Origin of the sequence: Bifidobacterium sp. A11 (assembly GCF_000499185.1) — a bacterium.
GTDB lineage: Bacteria > Actinomycetota > Actinomycetes > Actinomycetales > Bifidobacteriaceae > Bombiscardovia > Bombiscardovia mizhiensis.
Genome location: NZ_AWUO01000001.1, coordinates 298,791 through 321,868, shown reverse-complemented (window position 1 = coordinate 321,868; position 23,078 = coordinate 298,791). Strand labels below are relative to the sequence as shown.

Sequence of the window (23,078 nt, the reverse complement as noted above, 5' to 3'; positions counted from 1 at the left end):
GTTGCGCGGATCGTGTTCCCCAAAGTCAATTTTTGTTCCCTACACGTGATAGAATTGTGCACGATGAAAAAAACACGCAAGTATGTGAGCATGATGGCAGCGGCCACTATCTGTGGCACGCTTTTCATCGGTATACCCGCCGTGGCTCAGGCCAGTGACGGTAGTGAGGCCGTAGCCACTTCGTCGCGTTCATTCACCCCCGGCAGCAAGGTGCTTGCCGACCTGCTGACCGAATCGACGGCGACCACCGTCGAAAAGGACAGCCGCTGGGGTGGCATCGAGTCCTTGAACGTCCCTGCTACCAAGTCACAGGCCGAGAAGGATGCTGATGCCAGAGCTCAGCAGGCCCAGGCGGCGGCCAGCCAGCGCCAGGCCGCGCAGGTCAGTCGTTCGGCTGCTCGTGGCGGTGCCGCTAGTAGAGTCGCTGACGTGCCGGCCACCGGCACGGGTGCAGATGTGGTCAACTATGCCCTTCAGTTCCAGGGGATTCCTTATGTGTGGGGAGGAACAGATCCTGCCACGGGCTTTGACTGCTCTGGATTTACCCAGTACGTGTTTGCCCACTTCGGCATTGGCCTGCCCCGCACAGCCGATGCTCAGGGTTCGATGGGCGTGCCGGTTACGGATCCTGCTCCTGGCGACCTGATGGTAGCCCCCGATGGCAGCCATGTCGGCATCTATGTCGGCGGTGGACGCATGATCCACGCTCCGGCTCCCGGCCAGAGCGTCAAGGTTCAGGCGGTCTATCAGACTTTCAACTACCGTCGTCTGGTCTGAGGCATAGGTTTTATGCAGTGTTAACGCCCCCCCTTGGGGGGCGTTTTGCATATTCGGAGTCGAGGTTCCTCGCGTGTTGGTCCCCGCAAACTTATTGATCAGACCCGCATGCGATATTCTGACAGAAGGAGCGATGTCGGTTTGTCATCGCCAAGTTTAAAGGAGGTCGTCGGATGAGCAACGACAAGGCTGTTCTGGTAGGCGTCGATGGCTCGGACGCCAGCTACAAGGCGGCGTGGTGGGCCGCCAACTACGCTAAGCATGCAGGGTTGACCCTACAAATCGTCTGCGCCTATTCCCTTCCCTCGTATGCCGCAGTCTCCTTTGATGCGACGTATACCACCATGGGTGACGACGTAGCCGCTCACAACGACGCCCAGGAGATCCTCTCCAAGGCCAAGGCCATCGCCGACGAGCAGGGTGTCAGTGCAGCCACGCTGATCGTAACGGGGGATCCTTCATCGGTCTTCGTGGAGCTGAGCCGCAATTACCGGCTGATTGTCATAGGCAACCGGGGCAAGGGCGGCCTGGCCGAGCGTCTGCTGGGAACCACCAGCTCAAGCCTGCCCGCCTATGCTTATTGCCCTATTGTGGTCGTCCCCTACACCGATGACGACGGCAATCTGATGCATCTGAGCAATGACATCAAGCGGGTCGCTGTGGGCTCCGACGAGTCCAAGTGGGGCCTCAAGGCCTTGCAGATCGCCGCCGCCTTCGCCGACAGCTGGGATGCCGAGCTGGACGTCATGTCTGCAGTGCCCAATATTTCCGGACTGACCGGTACGGGTTCGGCTGAGGAGCGCAGCGTCATGGATTCCTACCTGGATGACCTCAATACCCGAATTGCACCGCTTATGAAGACCTACCCGAATCTGCGCATCAACAAGACCGTGGTGCCGGGATCGGCTGTGGAAGCTCTGACCCAGGCCAGCAAGACCCATGATGTGGTTGTGGTCGGCTCGCGTGGTCGCGGCGGCTTCACAGGGCTTCTGCTGGGGTCGACCAGCCAGGGGCTCCTGCAGCATGCAGTCAGCCCGGTCTACGTGGTGCCGCGCAAGTACGTGGAGGCTGAGGAGTCCGGGCTCAAGGCCGCAGCAGAGGCGGCTGAAAGCACGGATGTGGCTGAGATTACCGGCGTGGAGCGTATCTCCGTGGATTCGGCCAAGCCCGAGCAGCTGGCTGACCTGGAGTCGACCATCGATCCCGAGCATAAGGAGTAGGCAGTCGATTCTGTGACGGCCCCTACGAAGAGCGGGAACCCCCGAGTTCAAAGAACCTGGAGGTTCCCGCTTCTTTATTGTCGTCAGATCAGTGGCGAACCTTGACGGAGATCCTGACCGGTGTCTCCCTCTGGTAGGTGTGGGCCACGGTGCAGGACTTGGCTATATGGCGGCGGACCCGCTCCTCCAGCTTGTCTGCATCATCTTGGGCCAGCCTGGCTGAAGTGGCATCGACGTCCACCTGCTCGTCGAAGCTCAGGTAGGCGTCGTCGTCGGCGTCATAAGTGCCGTCCACCACGATTTTCGCTCCCTTGCCCTTGCCTAGGGCGCTCTCCACGGCGAACTGGCTGGAGAGGGCTCCGCAGGCGGCCAGAGCGATCTTCATCAGATCGCCGGGGTTAAACTGATCCTCGCCCTTGCCGAAGGTGATGTGCGCCCCATTGTCGCCATAGGCGTTCCAAGTGCCGTCCTTGTCGCGTTCGACCCAAAGTCTCTTGCCCATCTGTTCCTCCTTGTTTGGCACCCGGCGGGTGCGTCATCCGGATCCGACCCTATGGTCGGACCTGTTCCTCCAATCTAACCCGGACTGTGCAATTCGTCACCGGGGCACGCTCAGCTGGCGGAGGACTTGATAGTATGGCCGCATGGCCTTGACTCCTGAAGAACTGCAGCGTATTCGCACACGTATCCCTGAGCGTCCCGACTCGGACATTCCCACCCCCTATGAGGACTTGGTGCGCACCATCCTGCGCGAGGGCACCCTGAAGTCCGACAGGACGGGTACCGGGACCATCTCTCTGTTCGGGAGGCAGATGCGTTTCGATCTGTCGCATTCCTTCCCGCTGATCACCACCAAGAAGGTCTACTTCCGTGGCATCGCCTACGAGCTGCTCTGGTTCCTCAAGGGCTCGCAGAACGTGCGTTGGCTGCAGGAGAACCGCGTGCATATCTGGGACGAGTGGGCCGATCCGGAAACAGGGGACCTGGGACCGGTCTATGGGGTTCAGTGGCGCAGCTGGCCGGCCCCGACGCCCGAGGACCCCCATCACACCATCGACCAGATCGCCAAGGTGCTGGATCTGATCCGTACCCACCCGGACTCCCGTCGAATGATCGTCACTGCTTGGAATCCGGCCCAGGTTGACAGCATGGCCCTACCTCCCTGCCATGCGCTCTTCCAGTTCTATGTGGCCGAAGGCAAGCTGAGCTGCCAGCTCTATCAGCGCTCCTGCGACATGTTCCTGGGGGTGCCTTTTAACATCGCCTCCTACGCCCTACTGACCTTGATGATGGCTCAGCAGGCCGATCTTGAGCCTGGGGAGTTCGTTTGGACCGGCGGCGACTGCCACATCTACGACAACCATGTGGAGCAGGTTCTGGAGCAGCTGTCGCGCAAGCCCTATCCCTATCCAACCATGCGCATTCGCAAGGCTGACTCGATCTTTTCCTATCAGTACGAAGACTTCGAGGTGGTGGACTATCACTGCCACCCCGCCATCAAGGCCCCTGTGGCAGTCTGATGGTGCGGTGAGCGGAATACGGGCACCGTCGGATCCGCAGATTAGAATGTACTCGTATATCTACTCGCTATGAGGAGTGAACGCAACAGATGGAGCATGACAATAGTCGAAGCGGCTATCACGAACCCGAGCCCGGTCAGGCCGGGCTTTTAGGTGATGAGGAATGGCGGCATCAGGAAGAAGAGATAGGCCGCCGCTCATCGGTCAATATGATCTGGGCGCAGGCGCAGGCCACTGACGGTCGGCGCGGCGCCATTGGTTACCACAATGCACTGCCCTGGCATCTGAGCGAGGACATGCGGCACTTCAAGGAGCTGACCGTCTCCCATCCTGTCATCATGGGGAGGCGGACCTGGGTCTCCATGGGGGAGCGGCCCCTGCCCAAGAGGGACAACATCATTCTGTCCAGTGATCCAGAGTTTCGGGCACCTGGCGCCACGGTGGTATCTGCGGCTGACGATGCTCTGGAGCTAGCCAGGCAGGAAGCCATTCCCGACGATGGGATGGATCGCAGTGAAATCTGGGTTATCGGCGGCGCAGGGGTTTTCAACACCTTCTTTCCGCTGGCTGATGCGGCCTATGTGACTGATCTGGATCTGCAGACTCCAGCTGATGTCTTTGTGCCTGATATGGAGGAGCTGGTCAGCAAGCGGTTCTGGCAGGTGCGCGATGAGAGCCAATGGATGACCCCTGCCAAACCGGATCAGGCGGATGCCATCCTGCGGTTCCGGTACATCACCTATGGGAAGGTGCGTTGATGGGCCAGGATTCTGAAGGAAAGGCCTCGCAGGGTCCCTACAACGTCATGACCGTCTGCACCGGTAACATCTGTCGGTCGCCCATGGCTGAGGTCATCCTGCGCAAGTTCTTCCAAGATCGCGGACTGGATGAGGATCAGGTCAGGGTGGAATCCAGCGGAGTCAGCGACGAGGAGTTCGGTAACCCCATAGATCGGCGTGCCCAGAAGGTTCTGCGCGAGCGGGGCTATGAGGTACCGGCTGACCACTTCGCCCACCGGATCACCCGAGAGGAGGCCGAAGACGCCGACCTGCTGCTGCCCATGACAGCCGACCATATGCGAGCCCTGCTGCGTCTGCTGCCCTCAGGCAAGCGATCCGCTGTTCACCTGTACCGCAGCTTCGATCCGGATCTGCCCAAGCCGGCACCGGGCCGGGAGAGCCAAATCGACCTGGTGGACCCTTGGTATGGCGGCCCCCGTGAGTTCGAGGTGGCCATCGATCAAATCGAGCATACGGCGCCCTACATCGTCGATTGGGTGACGCGTCAGCTGTCGTGAACGATCGATGAATGCAAATATCAATTAAGCCCCTGGATTCCTTATGAATCTCAGGGGCTTAATGGCTGGTGGCTCCGAGCGGGATCGAACCGTTGACCTAGCGATTTTCAGTCGCTCGCTCTACCAACTGAGCTACAGAGCCATGAACAGTCGAAAAGACCCGGAAAAACCGGGTCAGACCATTCCCAGCGACTCCGGCCGGACTTGAACCGGTGACCTCCGCCGTGACAGGGCGGCGCTCTAACCAACTGAGCTACGGAGCCGAGGCTGCTCGAACAGCCAAGAGGAAAGTTTACATGAGCGCCGGAGGAATGCAAGCCCCGGCGCGTCGCTGCCTAGTCCTGCTGCTTCCAGTCATCTGTGTCGATGTGGTGAGCAGGGTTGGCCTGCCAGGCCTTCCATGCAGATTCGACGATCTCCTCGACGCCATACTTGGCATGCCAGCCCATCTCGGTGTTGATTCGGGTGGGGTCGCCGATCAGGTGCGGCGGATCGCCAGCGCGGCGGGGCTTAATGGCCTCAGTGAAGGGCAGGCCCGTCACCTTCTTGACCTCGTCCACGATCTGGCGGACGGATGTACCCTGGCCGGTGCCCACATTGAAGGCATCGTAGCGGCGCTGGTCGCGGTCCAGGTAGTCTAAGGCGGCGATGTGGGCGTCGGCCAGGTCGGAGACGTGGATGTAGTCTCGCACGCAGGTGCCGTCGGGGGTGGGGTAGTCGTCGCCGAAGATGGCGGGTGCCTTGCCCTGCCGCAGCCTGTCGAAGAGCATGGGGATCAGGTTGAGGACAGCCGGGTCCTCCAGGCTGACCGGTCCGCAGCCGGCCACGTTGAAGTAGCGCAGGGCGCAGAAGCGGATGCCGTAAGGCTGCTCGCAGGCCCGGGCCATCCACTCGCCGACCAGCTTGGTCTGGCCATAGGGGTTGATGGGGACCATGGGCTGTACGTCCTCGGGAACCACATCGACCGGAGGCTCGCCATAGGTTGCTGCCGAGCTGGAGAAGACTAGCTTCTTGGCATCGGTCTTTGCCATAGCGGACAGGACATTGATCATGCCGTTCAGGTTCTGCCGGTAGTACCAGATGGGCTTCTCCACCGACTCGCCTACCTGCTTACGGGCAGCAAAATGGATAACGGAGTCGACCTTGTTCTCCTGGATGATCTCGGCCAGACGCTGATCGGCGCCCGGTGCGGACACGTCAGCGCCATAAAGACGGGCATTCCCGATCCGATCAGGCCTGCCGTAGCTGAGGTCATCGACCACGACGACCTCTTTGCCGGCCTCCTGCAAGGCGTGAACCACATGGGCGCCGATGTATCCGCAGCCGCCTGTAACCAAAACTGACATCTGCATGCCTTTCCTATCCAAAACCGCAGACGCGGTCATGTTCAATTTTGAGTAAAAATGTTCTATTTTGTTTCAATTTGAGTATATCACGGAGACGAACGCGTCACGGTCCATAAGACAGCCAAATTTAGGATATACATGAAGGGTGAAAAATACTGAGCAACCACAGAAGTCCAATCGAAGGACCATTGTCTCATACGTCTTGCGTTCCGGCAGGCTCAGTTCCCGTCTGGAAGCTGCCTGGAGGCGCTATTCCGGCATTTACATGTTGGACCTGCCGAGAGGGGAAGGATCCCCCTTGTCGGTGGCTCAGAATTTGCAACTGGATCAGGAGGCGGCTGATCGAATTTGGGGACGACGAGCGCCGCTGACCGTCGAAATCGGATCCGGCCAGGGCGAGAACATCGTGGCCGCCGCCCGTAGGCATCCTGAGCGTAACTACCTGGCTTTGGAAGTTTACCGTCCCGGTCTGGCCCACACTATGCTTATGGCCGGCAAGGAGGGGTTGACCAACCTGAGGTTGGCCCAGGTAAATGCCCCGGATCTGCTAGAGCACTTGGCCGTGAACCTGGTCGACGAGCTCTGGACTTTCTTTCCCGATCCCTGGCCCAAAACTAAGCATCACAAACGCCGGTTGATCCAACCTGCCCTGGCCGATGCGGTGGTGCCATGCCTGCAAGTGGGAGGGCTCTGGCGAATAGCCACAGACATTGAGGACTATGCCCTGCATGTACACGAGGTGCTGGATAACCATCCAGGTCTGCGCAATTTGGGCGATAGAACAGTTAGGCTGCCTCTGGGCCATGTGGGCAAAGGGACGGCTGCCATGGCTGAAGATATGCCTCATGGGGACTTTGTCGAGTCGAAGCGGTTCGAGGGTCGTATCGTCACCAATTTCGAGCGCAAAGGTATGCAGGCTGGCAGAACCATCCACGACTTAACCTACCAGGCGGTGGCAGTGGGATGACCACTGGAAGATCACCGGGCGCTGACTTTCAACCCGTTGCCGAATCAGCAATAGGATCTAATCGGGCGCATGGATCCTGACGAGTAAGGTAAAACCGGACCGAGCAACTGATCGGAGAGGAGTTGGGTATGGCTAAGAGGCTTGTGGTTGGGTTGCTGGCTCATGTAGACGCTGGCAAGACCACATTGTCCGAAGCCATGCTTTACCGCGCAGGAAATATCAGGCGGCTTGGCAGAGTGGATCATGGGGACGCCTTTCTGGACACTGACGAGACCGAACGCCGCCGAGGGATCACCATTATGGTCAAGCCAGCAAGACTTCGATATCGGGATCTGGATTTGACCATCTTGGACACCCCTGGGCATGTGGATTTCGCTGCTGGTATGGAACGGGCCCTGTCAGTGCTGGACTATGTGATTCTAGTAATGGATGCACGAATGGGTCCGGAAGGTTATACCGACACTCTCTGGCGACTCTTGGATGCCCATGGCATACCGACCTTTCTCTTTGTTAACAAGACGGATGCACCAGGCGCCGATCCGGGGGTTCTTTTAGAGGCCTGCCGACAGCACTGGTCGCCTGGTTGCCTAGAGTTCGGAGATGGGCCAGAGGCAGCTGATCCGGAGGACTTGGCACTGTTGGATGAGGGTGCCATGGACGAGTATCTGGAGGCAGGCTATCTGAGCAAGCAGACCTTGAAGAGCCTCGTGGCCCGGCGACTGCTCTTTCCGGCATTCCGGGGCTCAGCCTTGCATCTTGAAGGAATTGACGCCCTGCTTGATGGTTTGGAAACCTTGACTAGAACACCGAAATACAACAAGCAATTTGGCGCTCGTGTCTATCGTGTTTCTCATGACCGCAGTCATAGTCGGCTAACCTGGCTGAAAGTGACAGGAGGCAATCTTCCAGTCAAAACCCCGATGGGTGACTTGCTCAATTATCAAAAAACTGAGGGAAAGACGGATGGTAATGGTGGACTTATTGATCAGCTGCGTCTTTATTCGGGCGAGGGCTATCTGTTGACGAACATGGCGCATGCAGGAGATATTGTAGCCGCAACCGGGCTGGAGATGACCTATCCTGGGGAGGGTCTGGGTGTAGAGCCGGACTTGGGCAGGCCTGCCTTGGAGCCTGTGCTTACCTACGCTGTAAGGTCCCAGAATCAGAACTTGCACAGGATTCTGGAGGCCCTGAAGCTTTTGCAGGATGAGGAACCTATGCTGCATGTGTCCTGGGTGCCGCAGCTGCAGCAGATACAGTTACAGATCATGGGTCCGGTCGAGCTGGAGGTGATCCGTGAAGAGCTCCGTCGTCGTTTTGGACTGGAAGTGGACTTTAATCAGGGTGAGATCCTCTACAGGGAGACCATCCAGGCTCCTGTGGAGGGGGTAGGGCATTTTGAGCCCCTCCGTCACTATGCTGAGGTCCACCTGCTGCTGGAACCTACTGAATTGGGCTCCGGCGTGAGCTTCTCAAGCTCATGCAGTAGTGATCGGCTTGATGGAAACTGGCAGCGTTTGATCATGACTCATCTACAAGAGAAGGAACACCTTGGAGTGCTGACCGGATCGCCTATCACAGACATGCGGATCACTCTGCTGGATGGGCGTGCACACTTGAAGCACACCGAGGGTGGTGATTTTAGACAGGCTACCTACCGGGCAATTCGACAGGGACTGATGAAAGCCCGGAGTCTTTTACTTGAGCCCTGGTATCGGTTCCGTTTGAGTCTGCCACGTGAGTCTCTGGGGCATGCCATGTCCGACATAGCTAGGATGGGCGGTCAGCTGGGATCCCCTCATGGTTCACATGACATTGTGGATCTGGAGGGGCGGGCGCCGGTCTCGTATATGCGTGACTATGCCATTCGTCTCAGTGCTTACACACATGGTAAGGGTCATCTGTCATGCTCGGTGGATGGGTACCGACCCTGTCATGATCAGGATGCGGTGGTGGCTGACATAGGTTACGACCCTGAGGCTGATCTGGACAATACCCCAGATTCGGTCTTCTGCGCTCATGGCGCTGGGTATACGGTCAAATGGAACCGCGTGGAGGATTTCATGCATTTGCCAAGCATGGCTGGGCATTGATGTGTTAAATGCGGGCTGGAACAGCAACCCCCCATTGATTAATAGCCGTATTTATCGTTCAATTCGCCTGAATTTGGTATCTATGCACCTTGCTCGAGATGTGGGTTATATTCAGATACTGAAAAGCTGAATTGTTGTTTCAAAGACTGTCGCGGATCGCGGCAAAAAATGGCTAAGTTACGGCTACCATCAATGCTAACCTCACAGGTGCAACCGGTATTGGTCATGTTTTACTGATGTGCTTGCAACATATATTGGTTGCTTGTGATGTTTAAAAATCCGGGCGATAGATAAAGTTATAAGAATTGAAAAACGGTGCGCATTAATTCGGAAGTAGCGCTAGAAGGATATGATTTTTACAACTCCATGGTAGATTCCGGCGATAGCTTATTGTTTAAACTTGCATTCGTACCTTTATCGCGGTTATGCGTCGACAGGCGCTGTGCTGTTTCTTACTTTCAGACTGGTCGGTAGTACAACTTGATTATTGGTTATGGTGCCTTTTTCTTTGTCGATAAGCATGTTCGTGGCCATAACGGCCATCTCCTGTAACGGTTGGTGAACAGTGGTCATGGCTGGTCCCATAAACGCGGAGGTCTGGATGTCGTCGAAACCGACAACTGATAGGTCTTCTGGAATCCGTATCCTCATTCTTCTGGCTGCCTCGTAAACGCCCATACTCTGCAGGTCACAGCCACCAAAAATAGCAGTGGGAGGGTTCGGCTCTTTCAGTAGGCTCAGAGCTTCCCGGTACCCACATTGAGTGGTGAAATCTCCTTCTCTTACAAGCTTCCTATCTAGCGGAATCCCATGCTCGTTTAATGCAGCCTTATATCCATCAAAACGAGCCCTTGAGCACATCATCTGATTGGGCCCGGTGATAATGCCGATGCGTTTGTGTCCTAGATCCAGAAGATGTCTGGTTGCTATGACGCCGCCAGTCCAATTGTCGGCTTGAACAGACATGTTATCGGGTGAAGGAGTACCTGATGGGTCTAACGTCAGATAGTTAATGTTGTATGAGTGCAGGAGCTTGGTCTCTTTGACAGTTAGATTAGAAAAAATCAGAATAACGCCGAGAGGCTGTCTGTGGATTACGCCATTGACCCAGGATGAGTCAGGGTGCGTTTCATCTCCGCTTTCTGTAGTGATCACACTCAGACCGTGAGCTTGGGCTTCGGTGAGGATGCCACGTAGTATTTCTAGGCACCAGAGACTGTCGAATTTTTGAAAAACTACTTCAATCAACTTGCGATTCTTGGAGGAACGGACCCTGCGGTGGTATCCATATGTTTCTATGGCTTCTGTTATGGTTTTGCGCGTTCTTTCCGAAACATCACTTCGTCCATTAAGTACCTTGGAAACCGTAGAGAGTGAAAAGCCGGTTTTTGCAGCGATGTCAGACAACTGTACCGTTGTATTGGCAGCATTTTCCTTAAGCATGTCGAAACAGCCCCCACACAGACGCTTCAAATGGTCACACTCCAGTATACTCGAAACTTTCGTTTAGTGAAATAGGCTGCTGCGTTGAGTTTTTATTGATATCTGCTCAGAAACTAAGTAAATCGTCGTTTTGACAACAACCTTGATAACGGTTATATTGTCAAGTACCGAAAAGAAAAGGTTTTTTCGGTAATCTTTTCGAAAGGAAGTGGTGAACGGGCTGGTATCCCTTGGGCTGTTTTGGGGGAAGCAGGCGGGAGTGATTGTTCTAGCTGAGTTGCGGAACAATACAAAGGTATGAAGTAACCGATCGTGAACAGTGTCGTTTGATCAGGAAAGGATCCCCGTTTAAGGGGAGCATGATGAGAGTAAAAACAATTGGAGCGGCTTTACTGACTTGCGTAACCGTTCTTTCACTTGGAGCTTGTGGAGGTTCGGATCATGCGGGTAAAGATGGCAAGGTCACATTAAATTTCTGGCATATTTCCACGACTGCATCAGGCAAAGCATATCAGGAAAATCTCGCTCGTAAGTTCGAGAAGAAGCATCCCAATGTGACAGTGAAGGTACAAGCAATTCAGACAGAAGATTATGATGGCAAACTGCAAACAGCCATGCAGGATTCCAATTCTGCGCCAGATGTCTTTCTGTCTAGGGGCGGTCAGAAATTGTCCGACATGGTTGAAGCCGGTCAGGTCATGGACCTGAGCGATAAGTTGTCCAAATCGGTACAGTCACGTCTCAGCGATACCCTGTCTGTTCAAAAGGTCCACGGCAAGCAATATGGCGTGCCGGTTATGCTTTCCCCTGGGGGCTTCTTCTATTCCAGGGATCTCTTCAAACAGGCAGGTATAGAACAGCCTCCTGCCAACATGGCTGAGTTTAGCCAAGCTGTACAGAAACTGAAGGACGCTGGTATTGCCCCAATCGCTTTGGGCGCCAAAGATGCTTGGCCGGCTGCTCACTATTGGTACTGGTTTGCTTTGCGTGAGTGTGCACCGGCTACCTTCAATTCGACTGTCAAAACGAAAAAATTTGAAGATAAATGTTGGACTAAGGCTGGACAAGATCTTGATGACCTCGCTAAGACAACTCCCTTTAATGAGGGATTCCTGACGACCTCTGCAGCACAAGGAGCCAATTCCTCGGCTGGCCTTTTGGCCAATCATAAAGCTGCGATGGAGCTGATGGGAAGCTGGGAGCCTATGAATATGATGGATCTAGCGCCCAATGGGAAAATGGATGATTTAGGATTCTTTGCGTTTCCCGAGGTGTCGGGTGGAGCAGGTGATCAATCAGCCATGATGGGTGGTAGCGACGGATATGCGTGCTCGGTCAACGCGCCTAAAGAATGTGTAGACTTTCTTGACTTTATAGTGAATAAGGATAACCAAGAGGAGTACTACAAAGCTTTCTCGTCTATTCCTGCGGCCAAGGATGCGAGGAGTGCTGTTGATAATCCGACTCTGCAAGAAGTCTTGGCTGTGTATGCTAAGGCATCTTCTATGTCTCTTTGGCTTGATACGCAATTCGGACAGAATGTCGGTAATGCGTTGAATACCGGCGTGGTCAATATGCTCTCTGGTAAGGGCGGGCCAAAGGATATCGTCAAGGCAACAGATCAAGCAGCTCAAAAAGGTTAAGCATCAGGTTTCATGGGTGATGCTGTCATCTGGCAGCATCACCCATGGTCTTACAGGCAACGCGCATAAGCATCGTATGAATCAGACTATTACAAGTAAGGGGGTTCGCATAACCAATGCGTGATCCTAATGCAATCACAAAGTCCAGGCGTGAGAGAGTGGAAATAACCCTCCTGTCAACTCCGGCAATCATTATCTTTCTTGGTTTCGTCATATTCCCCGTTTTTATGGCGGTGTATTACGGACTCTTTAAGTGGAAAGGTTTCGGCTCGCCATCCAGCAACGGACAATTTATCGGTATTGATAATTTTGTTCTTATTCTCAAAGATCCGGTCTTTCAAAAGGCAGTTGGCCACAACTTCTTTATTGCCGTGATGTCTTTGATCATTCAAATACCGCTTGCCATACTCTTTGCACTGCTACTCAATCAAAAGTTCAAGGGGAGGGGATTAATACGGACTTTGATATTTGTCCCCTATGTGATTTCCGAGGTAATTGTCGGAACTGGTTGGAGCTTGATGCTCCAAAGTAAGGGAGCTGTAAATGCAGTCTTAGCCAAGCTGGGACTTTCTGGAGCCGATTGGATTGCCAACCCGAAAATCGCCATGTGGACTCTGCTCTTTGTCATCTCTTGGAAGTATGTCGGTTTTTACGTCATCCTGATGCTGGCAGGACTTCAATCTATCCCAGAAGAGTTATATGAAGCCGCAGCTGTTGATGGTGCAGGATTTTGGCAGATGCAACGCAGTATTACATTGCCTTTGCTGGCTCCAACTGTGAGGATTGCCGCTTTTCTTTCCATTATAGGTTCTATGCAGCTCTTCGATTTGGTCTACATCATTTGGGGACAGTACGTTTCCGATACTGCCGGGACGTCGACTATGGCTACCTATATGGTGCGCGAGGGGCGACTTGCATCAAATTACGGATATGGCAACGCCATAGCGGTGATTATCTTTCTGATTTCTCTGCTAGTGGCCTTGCTTTACCAAAAATTTGTACTCAGCAAGGATCTTGAGGGCGGGCTAACAGAGTCTAAATGAAGACGTACTGCTGATGCTATTGAGTTTTGTTGGGAAGGAACTGGAAAATGTCAAATCATAAGGGTGGTAGTCGTTTTGAAATATTGCAGCGGTGGAAGGGGGAACGTGCGTCGACTCCTTGGGGTAACCCTGTAGTCTATTTTCTTTCCCTCGTGCTTGTCGGAATCTGTGTTGGGCCGGTGCTGTATATCATCTTCGGTGGTTTTCGAACCAATGCTCAAATAACTCAAGATCCGTCAGGGCTGCCTAACCCTTGGGTTGTTTCGAATTACACGAGCGTTTTGGAATCCGGGACTTTTTGGCAACAACTCGTCAATTCCTTGCTCGTGGCGTTGCTAACAACAATTGGCACGGTAGCGCTTGGCCTTATGGTCAGTTTTGTCATTGCGCGGTATCGATTCAGGTATGCAGGATTGATGTATTCACTTTTCGCTGCAGGTCTGATGTTTCCAATGACGGTTGCAATTACCCCTCTTTACTTGCTTATTAAGGCTCTTGGGCTGGTGAATTCAATTTTTGGTTTGGTATTGCCTGAGATCGCTTTTGCCTTGCCGACTACGATTATTATTCTGGTCCCATTCCTTAAGTCCATCCCTCAGGAGTTGGAGGAAGCTGCTGCCTTGGACGGCTGCTCGCGGATGGGGTTCTTCTGGCGCATGATTGTGCCCCTATCCATGCCTGGTGTAGCTACAACCGGAATTCTGGCTTTTGTCAACAGCTGGAATAACTACATGCTTCCGCTCTTTCTGATTAATGACCCGCACAGGTATACGCTGCCGCTCGGAGTCCAGATGTTCAGCTCCCAGTATTCCGTGGATACAGCCAAGGTTCTGGCTTTTACCTCAATGTCTATGATTCCGGCATTATTGTGCTTTACTTTCTTCCAAAAAAGGATTGTCGGAGGCTTGACCGGGGCGATCAAGGGTTGATGGCGTAAGCGGTGGAAAGACATAAAGGGAGATTAAAGACCAATGGGAAAGTATGTTACCAGGCGGGGAAGTGATGAAGCAATGTCAAAGATGATTTCTAATCCTGTGCTCAGGGGTTTTAATCCTGATCCTTCGATTATCCGAGTTGGTGAAACATATTATATAGCCACATCCACCTTTGAATGGTGGCCAGGCGTACGACTATATGAATCACATGATATGGTTAACTGGACATTGTTGCCCAGTCCGTTGAACAGGGTGAGTCAACTTGATATGAAGGGAACATGTGCATCTGGAGGTGTCTGGGCGCCGGACCTTTCATACAATGACGGGGTATTTTGGCTTATTTTTACTGATGTCAAACAAGTTGAAGGGGCCTTTAAGGATTGCACCAATTATCTCGTTACCGCTGAAAATATACGTGGACCATGGTCAGACCCCATCAGGTTAAACGGCGTTGGCTTCGACCCTAGTCTTTTCCACGACGGGGATTGCAAGTATTTGGTGCAGCAGACATGGGACTTTCGGGATTATCATCATGCCTTCAACGGAATAACTCTGACTGAGTTCGATACGGGCACGATGAAATTAATGCCTGAAACCGAGCGGATAATCTGGAAAGGCAGCAAGGTAAAGGTCACTGAAGGACCGCACCTATATCGGATCGGAGACTATTATTATCTTTTCGCGGCCGAAGGAGGTACCGGCTATGAACATCAGGAATCCGTGGCTCGCTCACGAAGTCTTGATGCGCTATCGTTCGAGGCGATGCCAAATAACCCACTGCTAGGGAACTATTTAACTCCCGAATCTTACTTGCAGAAACAAGGGCATGGTTCGTTGGTAGATACCCCTGATGGCCAGTGGTATTATGCGTCTCTTTGTGCTCGTCCATGGCATCGTCCGCAAGATCCGGTGAACGGAGTTAGAGGATGGTGCACTCTTGGCAGAGAGACTGCAATACAGAAGCTGGAGTGGACAGATGATGGGTGGCCTTATATCGTAGGCGGCCAAGCCGGTCAACGGTATGTCGAACCTCCAGTAGAACCAAGTACGGAGAGCCGGCCATCCAACAGGTTTCACGACGATTTTCAACTTTCAGAGCTAAACCAAGTATGGAATACATGTCGTGTACCATTTTCCGAAAAAATGGGATATGTAGGCGATGGCTGTTTACGACTAAAGGGTGGCCAATCCTTAACCAGCAGGGATGAACTTGCCATGATTGCTCGACGCTGGGACGCGTTTAACTTTACTGCTGAGACAAAAGTCGAGTTCAACCCCCACTCCTATATGCAGATGGCGGGCCTGACCAATTATTACAATGATCGCTTTTGGTCTTGGATCTACCTAACTTGGGATGAAGAGCGCGGTTGCAAAGTAATTGAAATCTCTGAGTGCAACAGAGGTCGTTATCATTCCTTCCTGCATGACAGGAGCATAATAGTGCCCCAACAGGTTCAATCAGTGTGGCTGCGCACCCAGGTTGATACCGATATGTATCGGTATGAATATTCATTTGATGGTCATCGATTCGTTTCGTTGCCATGTGTTTTGGATGCTCGAATTCTGTCGGATGATTATGTTGCTCAGTCCTCTGGGGGTTTCTTCACTGGGGCTTTTTCTGGCTTGGCTTGTGTCGATCTCGGAGGATATAGGCGCGAGGCACATTTTGATTATTACGACTATAAAAGTTGGGATGTTGAGTGAAAGGACGATTTAGCCTCCTTATCGCTGAGTCAGTCTTTTGCAGCTGGACGTCAACAAGACAAGGTGTTTTACCCTTGCGATAGGTGTTGTCATGGAGGCCTTTTATTGTAGGTGATATTAAAAAATGTGAAATATATGGTGTCTATTAATGGCTTGCAGAATGAAAGCCGAGTCGCTAAACCAAACTTCCTATAGGGAATGGAATTGTCGAAAGAGAGTCCGGTTAAGTCTCCAATCGGCAGAGTTTTAGATATACAAGTCGATAAACATATGGTTCAGCATATGTTTATCGACTATTAACGTGGTTGCTGCGAATACATGTATTTTGGACACATTGTCGCAGTTGAGGTTCATTAGCCGACTGTGTAACATTGGATCAAAAATTTTTATAGAAAATCATGTATTGCCTTGCTAAAAGAACTTGAAATCAGAATATGATCCGCACCGCTTAGGTAGCTGACGTGAGGTTCTATGCAAAAGCGTGGCAAAGAGTTGTCTTCTGTCGTGGAGGTATTTGTGCTGGAGTGTTTTGAGGTCGGCTGCTTTACATGCCAAGGCAGATCTTCAGTCTGCGTGCGACCCAATCTAATCTTTTGCGATGAGACCAAAACAGTGACGTTTTCTGTGCTTATTCAAGTACGGAACAGTTCATGAATCTTGTGGTTACAGCTTTTATTCTCTCAACAGGATATGCCGTAAAACTTGTACCCCCGGAGAGAGTCGAACTCTCGCTGTCAGATTGAAAGTCTGGTGTCCTAACCGTTAGACGACGGGGGCGAACGTGCCCATGATACCCGCCCCCTATGGACCAGGCAAACCTGGTGTGCCGTCCGCCGGTCAGTGATCCTCCTGATCCAGCTCCTGATCGCGGCGATGGAAGAGCTCCATCTGTTCGCGGATCCAGACACGTTCCGCAGGGTTGATGTCGGCGGATTCCAGGTACTTCTGGTAGACGGGGTAGAAGGCTCTGAGTATGGGGTAGATGGCGTAGAGGGTGTGCTCGGGCTTCTGCTCCCTGGTGTGTTGCGGGTGGGCGTCGAAGGTGTTCTTGAAGCGTTGCATGTAGTGGCGGAAGGATGTGAAGGAGGTGTCCATCCGGCGGGCGCTGATGCCCACGTTCATGTCCTTGCAGTAGACCGTCTTGAACCCTTGATCAATCAGGTGCAGGGAGATATCGACGTCCTCGTGCATGATGTCCTCTTTGTCCCTGCAGACATGGCTGCGTATGGCCCGCCAAGCCGTGGCGCGCAGGGCCATGTTGGAACCGTAGAGCAGGTATTGCCCGTCGTCGGCCCGGTAGATGGCCTTGCGGATGGTGTTGTCGCCCTTGAGTCCGATCCGCTTGCCTGGCATGTCATAGTAGGCCACCGGTCCGGTGGCGCCCATGGCCTTTGGATCCCGGGTGAAGATGCCGGAGACCACTTCGACCCAGTTGGGACGAAGCATGCAGTCGGCGTCAATCCTGCCCAGCACGTCGCCGGTTGCCCGGTCAAGTCCGTAGTTGCGGGTGGGGATCAGCCCCTGTTCGCGGTCCTGGTGGAGGAGCCTGACATGCTGGTCAGGGTGCTGGTCGATGAATTGTTGGACGATGGAGGCCGTTGCGTCCGTGGAGTGGTTGTCGACTACCAGCACCTCCTTGGGTGCCTGGCTCTGCCTGGTGGCGTTCAGGAGGCAGTCCTCAATTCGTTCTTCCTCATTCCAGGCGGGTATGACTATGGAAACGGTCAACATACCCCTCAGGATACGTGTGCCCGGATACACCGTCGGCTCAACCTGTGCCCTACAGCCCACCATGTCAGCCATCTTGGGATAATGGAACATATGGCCAACGAGCAAAAGCAGCGCTTCGATTTCGCGACGGTCTTCCCGCCCAAGGGGGATCCGCGCCGACCTCCGGAATGGTTCGGCCGCGCCCTCCTCTATGTAGTGATAGCTGTCTTTCTGGCCTGGTTCGCCTACGCATCCTGGTGGAAGATCGAATTCCTGGTGCTGGATGTGGTGATCGCCATTTTCGTTTCCCTGGCCATGGAACCTCTGGTGCTCAGACTGGTCAAGCATGGCTGGCGGCGTGGAGCGGCCTCTGCGGTTACGTTGATAGGTCTGATCATCATTGTGATCGTGCTTATGGGGATGTTCGGCAATTTGCTGGTTCAGCAGGTCATCGGCATGGCCAACGGGGCGCCGGCACTCTATGAGCAGGTGGCGGAATTCATCGCCAGCCGCACCCCCTGGCACCTGCCGGCCATGCAGGACCTTGGCGGGGAGATTGTCAAGAACATCCAGACCTCCTGGGTGACGGACTTCGCCGGACAGGCCCTGAACACCACCGTGGGCCTGGTGGGGTCCTTCATCAATATCATGACCGTCCTGCTGGTCATCTACTACATTTCCGCTGCAGGTCCCAAGCTGCGCCGCAGCCTCTGTCAGTGGCTGGCGCCCAGGAGTCAGCGCCGCTTCCTCTTCGTTTGGACCATCGCCCAGGATCAGATCTCCAGCTTCCTGTTCAGCCGGACCATTCTGGCGCTCATCTCTGCCGCCTGCATGTCGGTCTTCCTGGTCATTCTCAAGGTGCCCTACTGGCTGCCGCTGGCCCTCTTCTGTGGACTGGTGTCCCAGTTCGTGCCCACCATCGGCACCTACATAGGCGGGGCTGTTCCCATAGTGGTGGCCTGGGGGAGCCGCGGACTGCTTGTGGCTGTTATTGTGCTGGTCTACATCATCATCTACCAGCAGATCGAAAACATGATCCTGGCCCCCAAGATCTCCCAGCGGACCATGGACCTCAACCCAGCCATTGCCTTCCTCTCCGTACTGGCCCTGGGCGCGGTTTTCGGTGCCTTGGGCGCCTTCCTGGCCCTGCCTCTGGCGGCCAGCTTCCAGGCCATATTCTCGGCTTCGGTCAAGCATTACGAGCTGATCGACTCCCCGCTCATGCAGGATCCCAAGCCGGTCGGCAAGTCCAAGGTGGTCGAGGGTGTCGAGGCCTTCAACGAGCACGTGGTTCAGCCGGTGGCCAGCCATGTGGGCAGCCGGTCGGCCAAGGGGACCAGTGCCAGGGTCCGAGTGGACGATCCCGTCATGACGATCGCCCGGGAGCTCTACCCGACCTCTTCCCCGACGGCCAAGGATCTGGATGAGTCGGCCACGGTTCCCATACCCAAGTCCGCCTCGGCTCCGGTAAGGCACAGGCCGCTCAAAGGCACCGAGACCACGAACGAGGCCTCCGAGGAAGAGGACAACCCTCGCAAGGAGTGGCGCTGATGGCTCTGCTCAAAGTGCTGGACGTTCTGATGATGTTGCTGGGCGGGGTGGGCATCGTCTACCAGGCCATCTGCATCGTCATCTCCTTTGTCTCCAAGCCCACGGTTTTTCCTGAGGCCCCTTTCGACAAGCGGTTCGCCGTCCTTATTTCCGCCCGCAACGAGGAGCAGGTGGTCGGTCATCTGATCAATTCCATCAAGGAGCAGACCTATCCGTCCTCCATGATCGACATATGGTTGGTGGCCGACAACTGCACCGACGACACCGCCGGACTGGCCAGATCCCTCGGCTGCCATGTGGTCGAGCGGCAGGATCCGAACCAGGTGGGCAAGGGCTACGCATTGACCTTTCTGTTGGACCAGATTCTTGAGCGGGGTCTAGCCTCACGGTACGATGCCTACTTCGTCTTCGACGCGGACAACCTCCTGGACCGCCACTACATTGAGGAAATGAACAAGGCCTTCCAGTCCGGTTTCCGCATACTGACCAGCTACCGCAACTCGGTCAACTTCTCGGACAACTGGGTCTCCTCCGGCTCAGCCCTATGGTTCATTCGCGAATCCCGGTTCCTCAACACCTCAAGGATGGTCATCGGCTCCAGCTGTCACGTGGGCGGCACCGGTTTCATGTTCTCCAAGGAGGTTATGGAACGCAACAACGGCTGGAAGTTCCACCTGCTGACCGAGGATCTGGAGTTCACCATGGATTCGGTTCTACATGGCGAGCGCATCGGTTATTGCGGCACAGCCATCCTCTATGACGAGCAGCCGGTCACCTTCAAGCAGAGCTGGCGGCAGCGGTTGCGTTGGAGCAAGGGCTTTCTTCAGGTCTTCCGCTACTACGGGCCCGCCCTGATTTCCCGGGCCTTCCGTGAACGCGACTTCTCGGCCGTGGACTTGACCATCCTGATCTGCCCGCTGACCGTTCTTGGTCTGGTCCGCTGCTTCTTCGGTCTGCTCTTCCCGGCTCTGGGCTTCGTGACCTGGGCCAGCCAGGTGACCGAACTGATCAATGGCATCGCGGCCGGGGTTCTGGGTGTCTTGGCCATGATGGGCCTGGCTGCACTGACGGTCCTGGCCGAGCGGGACAAGATCGGCGCATCCAACAAGGAGCTTTTCGCCTACTGCTTGAGCTTCCCCATCTTCATGCTCAGCTACCTGCCTATCTCCTTCCAGGCCATCTTCGCCAATCCGGGATGGAAGCCCATCGAGCACTCAGGGCATTAAGGCCAGTCGTCCCTTAATCGGCAGCGAGAGGGGGGCATACGGTAGACTTAAGGCCATGTCCGACGAAGCGCAACCACCCAGTATGCCCGCTCAAACGGCAATGGTCCCTCCGCCAGATTCACAGGCAGCGGTCTCTATCCGTGCCTTGGTCAAGTGCTACCAGGGCCGGCCAGCTGTCAACGCCCTCTCTCTGGATATTCCCAGGGGGTCCTTCTACGGGATAGTCGGCCCCAACGGCGCAGGGAAGACCACCACGCTGAACATGATGACAGGCCTGCTGATGCCCGACTCCGGCCAGGTCATGATCCTGGGCAGGGACGTGTGGTCGGACGTGGACACGGCCAAGCGGATCATCGGCATCATGCCCCAGGGCGATCAGATCTTCGACAGGCTGACAGGTCTGCAACTGCTGGTCTACTCGGGAATGCTTCGGCGGATGCCGCGCAGTGAAGCGCTGGGCCGGGCCAAAGACCTGCTTGACGCCTTCGACCTGACTGATGCCGGCGGCAAGCGGGTTTGTGATTATTCATCGGGCATGACCAAGAAGATCTGCCTGGCCACAGCCATGATTCATTCCCCAAGACTTCTGGTGCTGGATGAGCCTTTCGAATCGGTTGACCCAGTCTCCAGCGCCAATCTCAAGGACATCCTGGCCGAATATGTCGATACCGGAGGAACCGTGGTCATTTCCTCGCATGTCATGGCCCTGGTGGAGCGGATGTGCACCCATGTGGCCATCATCGACCATGGCCTGGTTCGGGCTGATGGCACGGTGGCCCAGGTCGCTGCCGGCGAGAATCTGGAGGACCGCTTCCTGGACCTTGTCGGCGGCCGTCACCAGGCTAAGCGAATCGCCTGGCTGAACGGTTCCGGGTCCCAGGAAGGCCGGGAGACGGAATGAGCACGGTAGCCACCATCATCGCCATGCGTTGGTCCATTACTTGGAACACGATCAAGCACTCCTCCTGGCAGATGGTCGGGGCCATCATCAGCCTGCTCATGGCCATAGGCATTTGCCTGGCCTCATGGCAGGGGGCGCTGACACTGGGGGGCTGGCTGCCCAGTGCTGGTCTGGGAGACCGGCAGCGTATAGGGACCATTTTGGTTCTGCTCCTGGTCGGACTGACCCTGGGAATGCTGCTGATTCAACTGGCCTTTCTGGGCCAGGGGTCGATCCTGAGCCCTTCGCGATTCGTCCTTTACGGGATTCCTGACAGTCAGCTGCAGGTGGGGCTCTACCTGGCCGGGCTGACCGGGCCTGCGGGATTGACCGGTCTTGTCTGCTTCCTGGCCCTGACGGCCATCTATGCCCACATGGGTGTCGGAGCTGCGATCGTGGCTGTAATTGCAGCCCTGCTGGCTGTCATGGTGATGCTGGCCTTGTCCCGGGCTGTGTTGGACCTGGTCGGTACCCTGGTGGTCTCCCACCGCACCCGATCCGGGTTCTACCTGCTGGTCACCGTGGTGATCATGGTTTTGTGCATGCTGCCCTCTCTGCTGACCAGCGGGATTATGGATGGCATGGCTCTCGACACTGATTCTCTCAAGTCCGTGGCCGACATACTGGCCTGGACGCCAATGGGCGCCGCTGTCCATCTGCCGGAGGATCTCCTTTCGGGATCATGGTGGGCTCTGGTCGGACGCCTGTTGATGGAGCTGGCCACCCTGGCTCTTTGCTTCATGATCGGCATGTTGTGTCTGCGTCATGACCGCTTGCATGTTGGAGCGAGTGCTGAACGGTCGACCGCTCCCAAGGGGCTGGGGATGCTGGGCCGGTCCCAGAACGTTGTGGATGCCATGGCTGCGCGATTGCTGATCTATCTTCGTCAGGACTCTCGCAAGCTTGTCAGCTATCCGCTTCTGCTGGTCGTGGTGATTTTATACGCAATAATCTTCCGTCAGATGCCCATGATGCTATGGCTGGGACCAGTATTGGGCGCCCTGATTCTGGAGATTCCCGAGGGCAACGCCTTGGCCTACGATGGGCTTGCCCTGCGCATGGAGATAGCGGCGGGAGTGAAAGGTCGTGAGGACCGGCTGTCCCGTGTCCGCAGCCATCTGAGCGTGGCCATGCCTTGCATCCTCCTGCTTGGGCTGGTGACTTTGGCCTTCTCCGGCGCAATGAATGGCGGACGAAATCTGATCATCTCCCTGGATATGCTGGCTGTGACCGTGGGATTGCTCCTGTCTGGACTGGGAGTAGCCCAGGTCTTCTCGGCCCTGCTCATCTATCCGGTGCCCTCCATGGACCAGCCCTTCACCTCACCGCAGGGACGTGCTGTTGCCCAAGGCTTCCTGCCAATGCTGCAGTTGTTGGTTAGTCTGGTGATCATGCTGCCCACTTTCTCGGTGGCATTGTTGGCCTTGACCACGGGCGGGATGCTTCCCACCTGGCTGCCCGTGCCGGTCGCACTGGCGAACGGTCTGATTGTGCTTGCTGTGGGTGTCGCTTTAGGGTCTCGGATCTTCGACCGTCGACAGTCGGCCATTCTGCTGACTCTGGATCGCTATGCCGCTTTGCAGTCCTGAGACAGTGGAAGGGCCAGTACTAGGCTAGTTGGATGGTGCCTACCGATCCGAACTCGGTTGGCGAAGGCAAGTCC

At 55.1% G+C, this 23,078-nt stretch carries 19 protein-coding genes and 3 tRNA genes; 15 read left to right on the top strand and 7 right to left on the bottom strand.

All coding sequences use genetic code 11. The annotated features are described in order from the left end of the window. Positions 1–63 precede the first annotated feature (63 nt). Together P273_RS0101360 and P273_RS0101355 are read left to right on the top strand one after the other, a co-directional pair. Positions 64–777, top strand: a complete 714-nt coding sequence (locus P273_RS0101360; protein ID WP_024626725.1) for a C40 family peptidase — start codon at positions 64–66, stop codon at positions 775–777. A 173-nt stretch (positions 778–950) separates the two neighbouring features. After that, positions 951–1,997, top strand: coding sequence for a universal stress protein (locus tag P273_RS0101355; RefSeq protein ID WP_024626724.1), 1,047 nt, complete (start codon positions 951–953; stop codon positions 1,995–1,997). 88 nt (positions 1,998–2,085) lie between these two features. On the opposite strand, the gene P273_RS0101350 is transcribed toward P273_RS0101355, so the two are convergent. After that, on the bottom strand, positions 2,086–2,499 hold the full coding sequence (locus P273_RS0101350) for an OsmC family protein (protein WP_024626723.1): 414 nt from the start codon (positions 2,497–2,499) through the stop codon (positions 2,086–2,088). A gap of 142 nt (positions 2,500–2,641) precedes the next feature. Between P273_RS0101350 and P273_RS0101345 the strand changes: the two genes are divergently transcribed. From P273_RS0101345 to P273_RS0101335, 3 genes are all read left to right on the top strand, one after another. Next, the gene (locus tag P273_RS0101345) at positions 2,642–3,517 is read left to right on the top strand and encodes a thymidylate synthase (RefSeq protein WP_024626722.1); all 876 of its coding nucleotides are present in this window, start codon (positions 2,642–2,644) and stop codon (positions 3,515–3,517) included. A gap of 89 nt (positions 3,518–3,606) precedes the next feature. Beyond that, complete coding sequence (locus P273_RS0101340; RefSeq protein WP_024626721.1) at positions 3,607–4,275, top strand: dihydrofolate reductase; 669 nt, start codon at positions 3,607–3,609, stop codon at positions 4,273–4,275. Further along, complete coding sequence (locus P273_RS0101335; RefSeq protein WP_024626720.1) at positions 4,275–4,814, top strand: low molecular weight protein-tyrosine-phosphatase; 540 nt, start codon at positions 4,275–4,277, stop codon at positions 4,812–4,814. Before P273_RS0101340 ends, P273_RS0101335 begins: the two co-directional genes overlap by 1 nt. 66 nt (positions 4,815–4,880) lie before the next feature. On the opposite strand, the gene P273_RS0101330 is transcribed toward P273_RS0101335, so the two are convergent. The 3 genes from P273_RS0101330 to galE all read right to left on the bottom strand — a co-directional run bounded on the left by P273_RS0101330 (position 4,881) and on the right by galE (position 6,160). Next, a tRNA-Phe gene (locus tag P273_RS0101330) sits at positions 4,881–4,956 on the bottom strand. Positions 4,957–5,003: 47 nt separating this feature from the next. After that, a tRNA-Asp gene (locus P273_RS0101325) sits at positions 5,004–5,077 on the bottom strand. Positions 5,078–5,149: 72 nt separating this feature from the next. Beyond that, positions 5,150–6,160 carry a UDP-glucose 4-epimerase GalE gene (gene galE / locus P273_RS0101320; RefSeq protein WP_024626719.1) on the bottom strand — a complete coding sequence of 337 codons (1,011 nt, stop codon included), beginning with the start codon at positions 6,158–6,160 and terminating at the stop codon, positions 5,150–5,152. Between the two features lie 145 nt (positions 6,161–6,305). Here galE and P273_RS0101315 point away from each other — a divergent pair, with 145 nt between their 5' ends. Together P273_RS0101315 and P273_RS0101310 are read left to right on the top strand one after the other, a co-directional pair. Then, a complete protein-coding gene (locus P273_RS0101315) occupies positions 6,306–7,127 on the top strand; it encodes a tRNA (guanosine(46)-N(7))-methyltransferase TrmB (protein ID WP_024626718.1) in 822 nt (273 codons plus the stop codon). A gap of 128 nt (positions 7,128–7,255) precedes the next feature. After that, entirely contained in the window at positions 7,256–9,220 is a 1,965-nt protein-coding gene (locus tag P273_RS0101310) for a translation factor GTPase family protein (RefSeq protein ID WP_024626717.1), read from the top strand. 423 nt (positions 9,221–9,643) lie between these two features. Here the strand turns inward: P273_RS0101310 and P273_RS0101305 are convergent, their stop codons facing one another. Next, complete coding sequence (locus P273_RS0101305) at positions 9,644–10,663, bottom strand: LacI family DNA-binding transcriptional regulator (protein ID WP_024626716.1); 1,020 nt, start codon at positions 10,661–10,663, stop codon at positions 9,644–9,646. A 362-nt stretch (positions 10,664–11,025) separates the two neighbouring features. Here P273_RS0101305 and P273_RS0101300 point away from each other — a divergent pair, with 362 nt between their 5' ends. The 4 genes from P273_RS0101300 to P273_RS09740 all read left to right on the top strand — a co-directional run bounded on the left by P273_RS0101300 (position 11,026) and on the right by P273_RS09740 (position 15,988). Beyond that, entirely contained in the window at positions 11,026–12,306 is a 1,281-nt protein-coding gene (locus P273_RS0101300) for an ABC transporter substrate-binding protein (protein ID WP_024626715.1), read from the top strand. A gap of 116 nt (positions 12,307–12,422) precedes the next feature. Further along, the gene (locus tag P273_RS0101295; protein WP_029676000.1) at positions 12,423–13,349 is read left to right on the top strand and encodes a carbohydrate ABC transporter permease; all 927 of its coding nucleotides are present in this window, start codon (positions 12,423–12,425) and stop codon (positions 13,347–13,349) included. A gap of 47 nt (positions 13,350–13,396) precedes the next feature. Continuing rightward, complete coding sequence (locus P273_RS0101290) at positions 13,397–14,278, top strand: carbohydrate ABC transporter permease (protein WP_051354081.1); 882 nt, start codon at positions 13,397–13,399, stop codon at positions 14,276–14,278. A 42-nt stretch (positions 14,279–14,320) separates the two neighbouring features. Then, a complete protein-coding gene (locus tag P273_RS09740) occupies positions 14,321–15,988 on the top strand; it encodes a glycoside hydrolase family 43 protein (RefSeq protein WP_301280161.1) in 1,668 nt (555 codons plus the stop codon). A 705-nt stretch (positions 15,989–16,693) separates the two neighbouring features. Here P273_RS09740 and P273_RS0101275 read toward each other — a convergent pair. Together P273_RS0101275 and P273_RS0101270 are read right to left on the bottom strand one after the other, a co-directional pair. Next, positions 16,694–16,765: transfer RNA gene (locus tag P273_RS0101275), tRNA-Glu, on the bottom strand. 60 nt (positions 16,766–16,825) lie between these two features. After that, a complete protein-coding gene (locus P273_RS0101270; RefSeq protein ID WP_024626712.1) occupies positions 16,826–17,719 on the bottom strand; it encodes a glycosyltransferase family 2 protein in 894 nt (297 codons plus the stop codon). Positions 17,720–17,809: 90 nt separating this feature from the next. Here P273_RS0101270 and P273_RS0101265 point away from each other — a divergent pair, with 90 nt between their 5' ends. From P273_RS0101265 to P273_RS09940, 4 genes are read left to right on the top strand one after another with little or no spacing between them, the layout of a single operon-like run. Then, on the top strand, positions 17,810–19,249 hold the full coding sequence (locus P273_RS0101265; protein WP_024626711.1) for an AI-2E family transporter: 1,440 nt from the start codon (positions 17,810–17,812) through the stop codon (positions 19,247–19,249). Further along, the gene (locus P273_RS0101260) at positions 19,249–20,475 is read left to right on the top strand and encodes a glycosyltransferase (RefSeq protein ID WP_024626710.1); all 1,227 of its coding nucleotides are present in this window, start codon (positions 19,249–19,251) and stop codon (positions 20,473–20,475) included. Before P273_RS0101265 ends, P273_RS0101260 begins: the two co-directional genes overlap by 1 nt. Positions 20,476–20,530: 55 nt before the next feature. Then, positions 20,531–21,376 carry an ABC transporter ATP-binding protein gene (locus tag P273_RS0101255; protein WP_051354080.1) on the top strand — a complete coding sequence of 282 codons (846 nt, stop codon included), beginning with the start codon at positions 20,531–20,533 and terminating at the stop codon, positions 21,374–21,376. Then, positions 21,373–23,004: a hypothetical protein gene (locus P273_RS09940; RefSeq protein WP_029675997.1), complete on the top strand. Its 1,632-nt coding sequence runs from the start codon at positions 21,373–21,375 to the stop codon at positions 23,002–23,004. The genes P273_RS0101255 and P273_RS09940 overlap by 4 nt, the downstream gene beginning before the upstream one ends. The last annotated feature ends 74 nt before the right edge of the window (positions 23,005–23,078 follow it).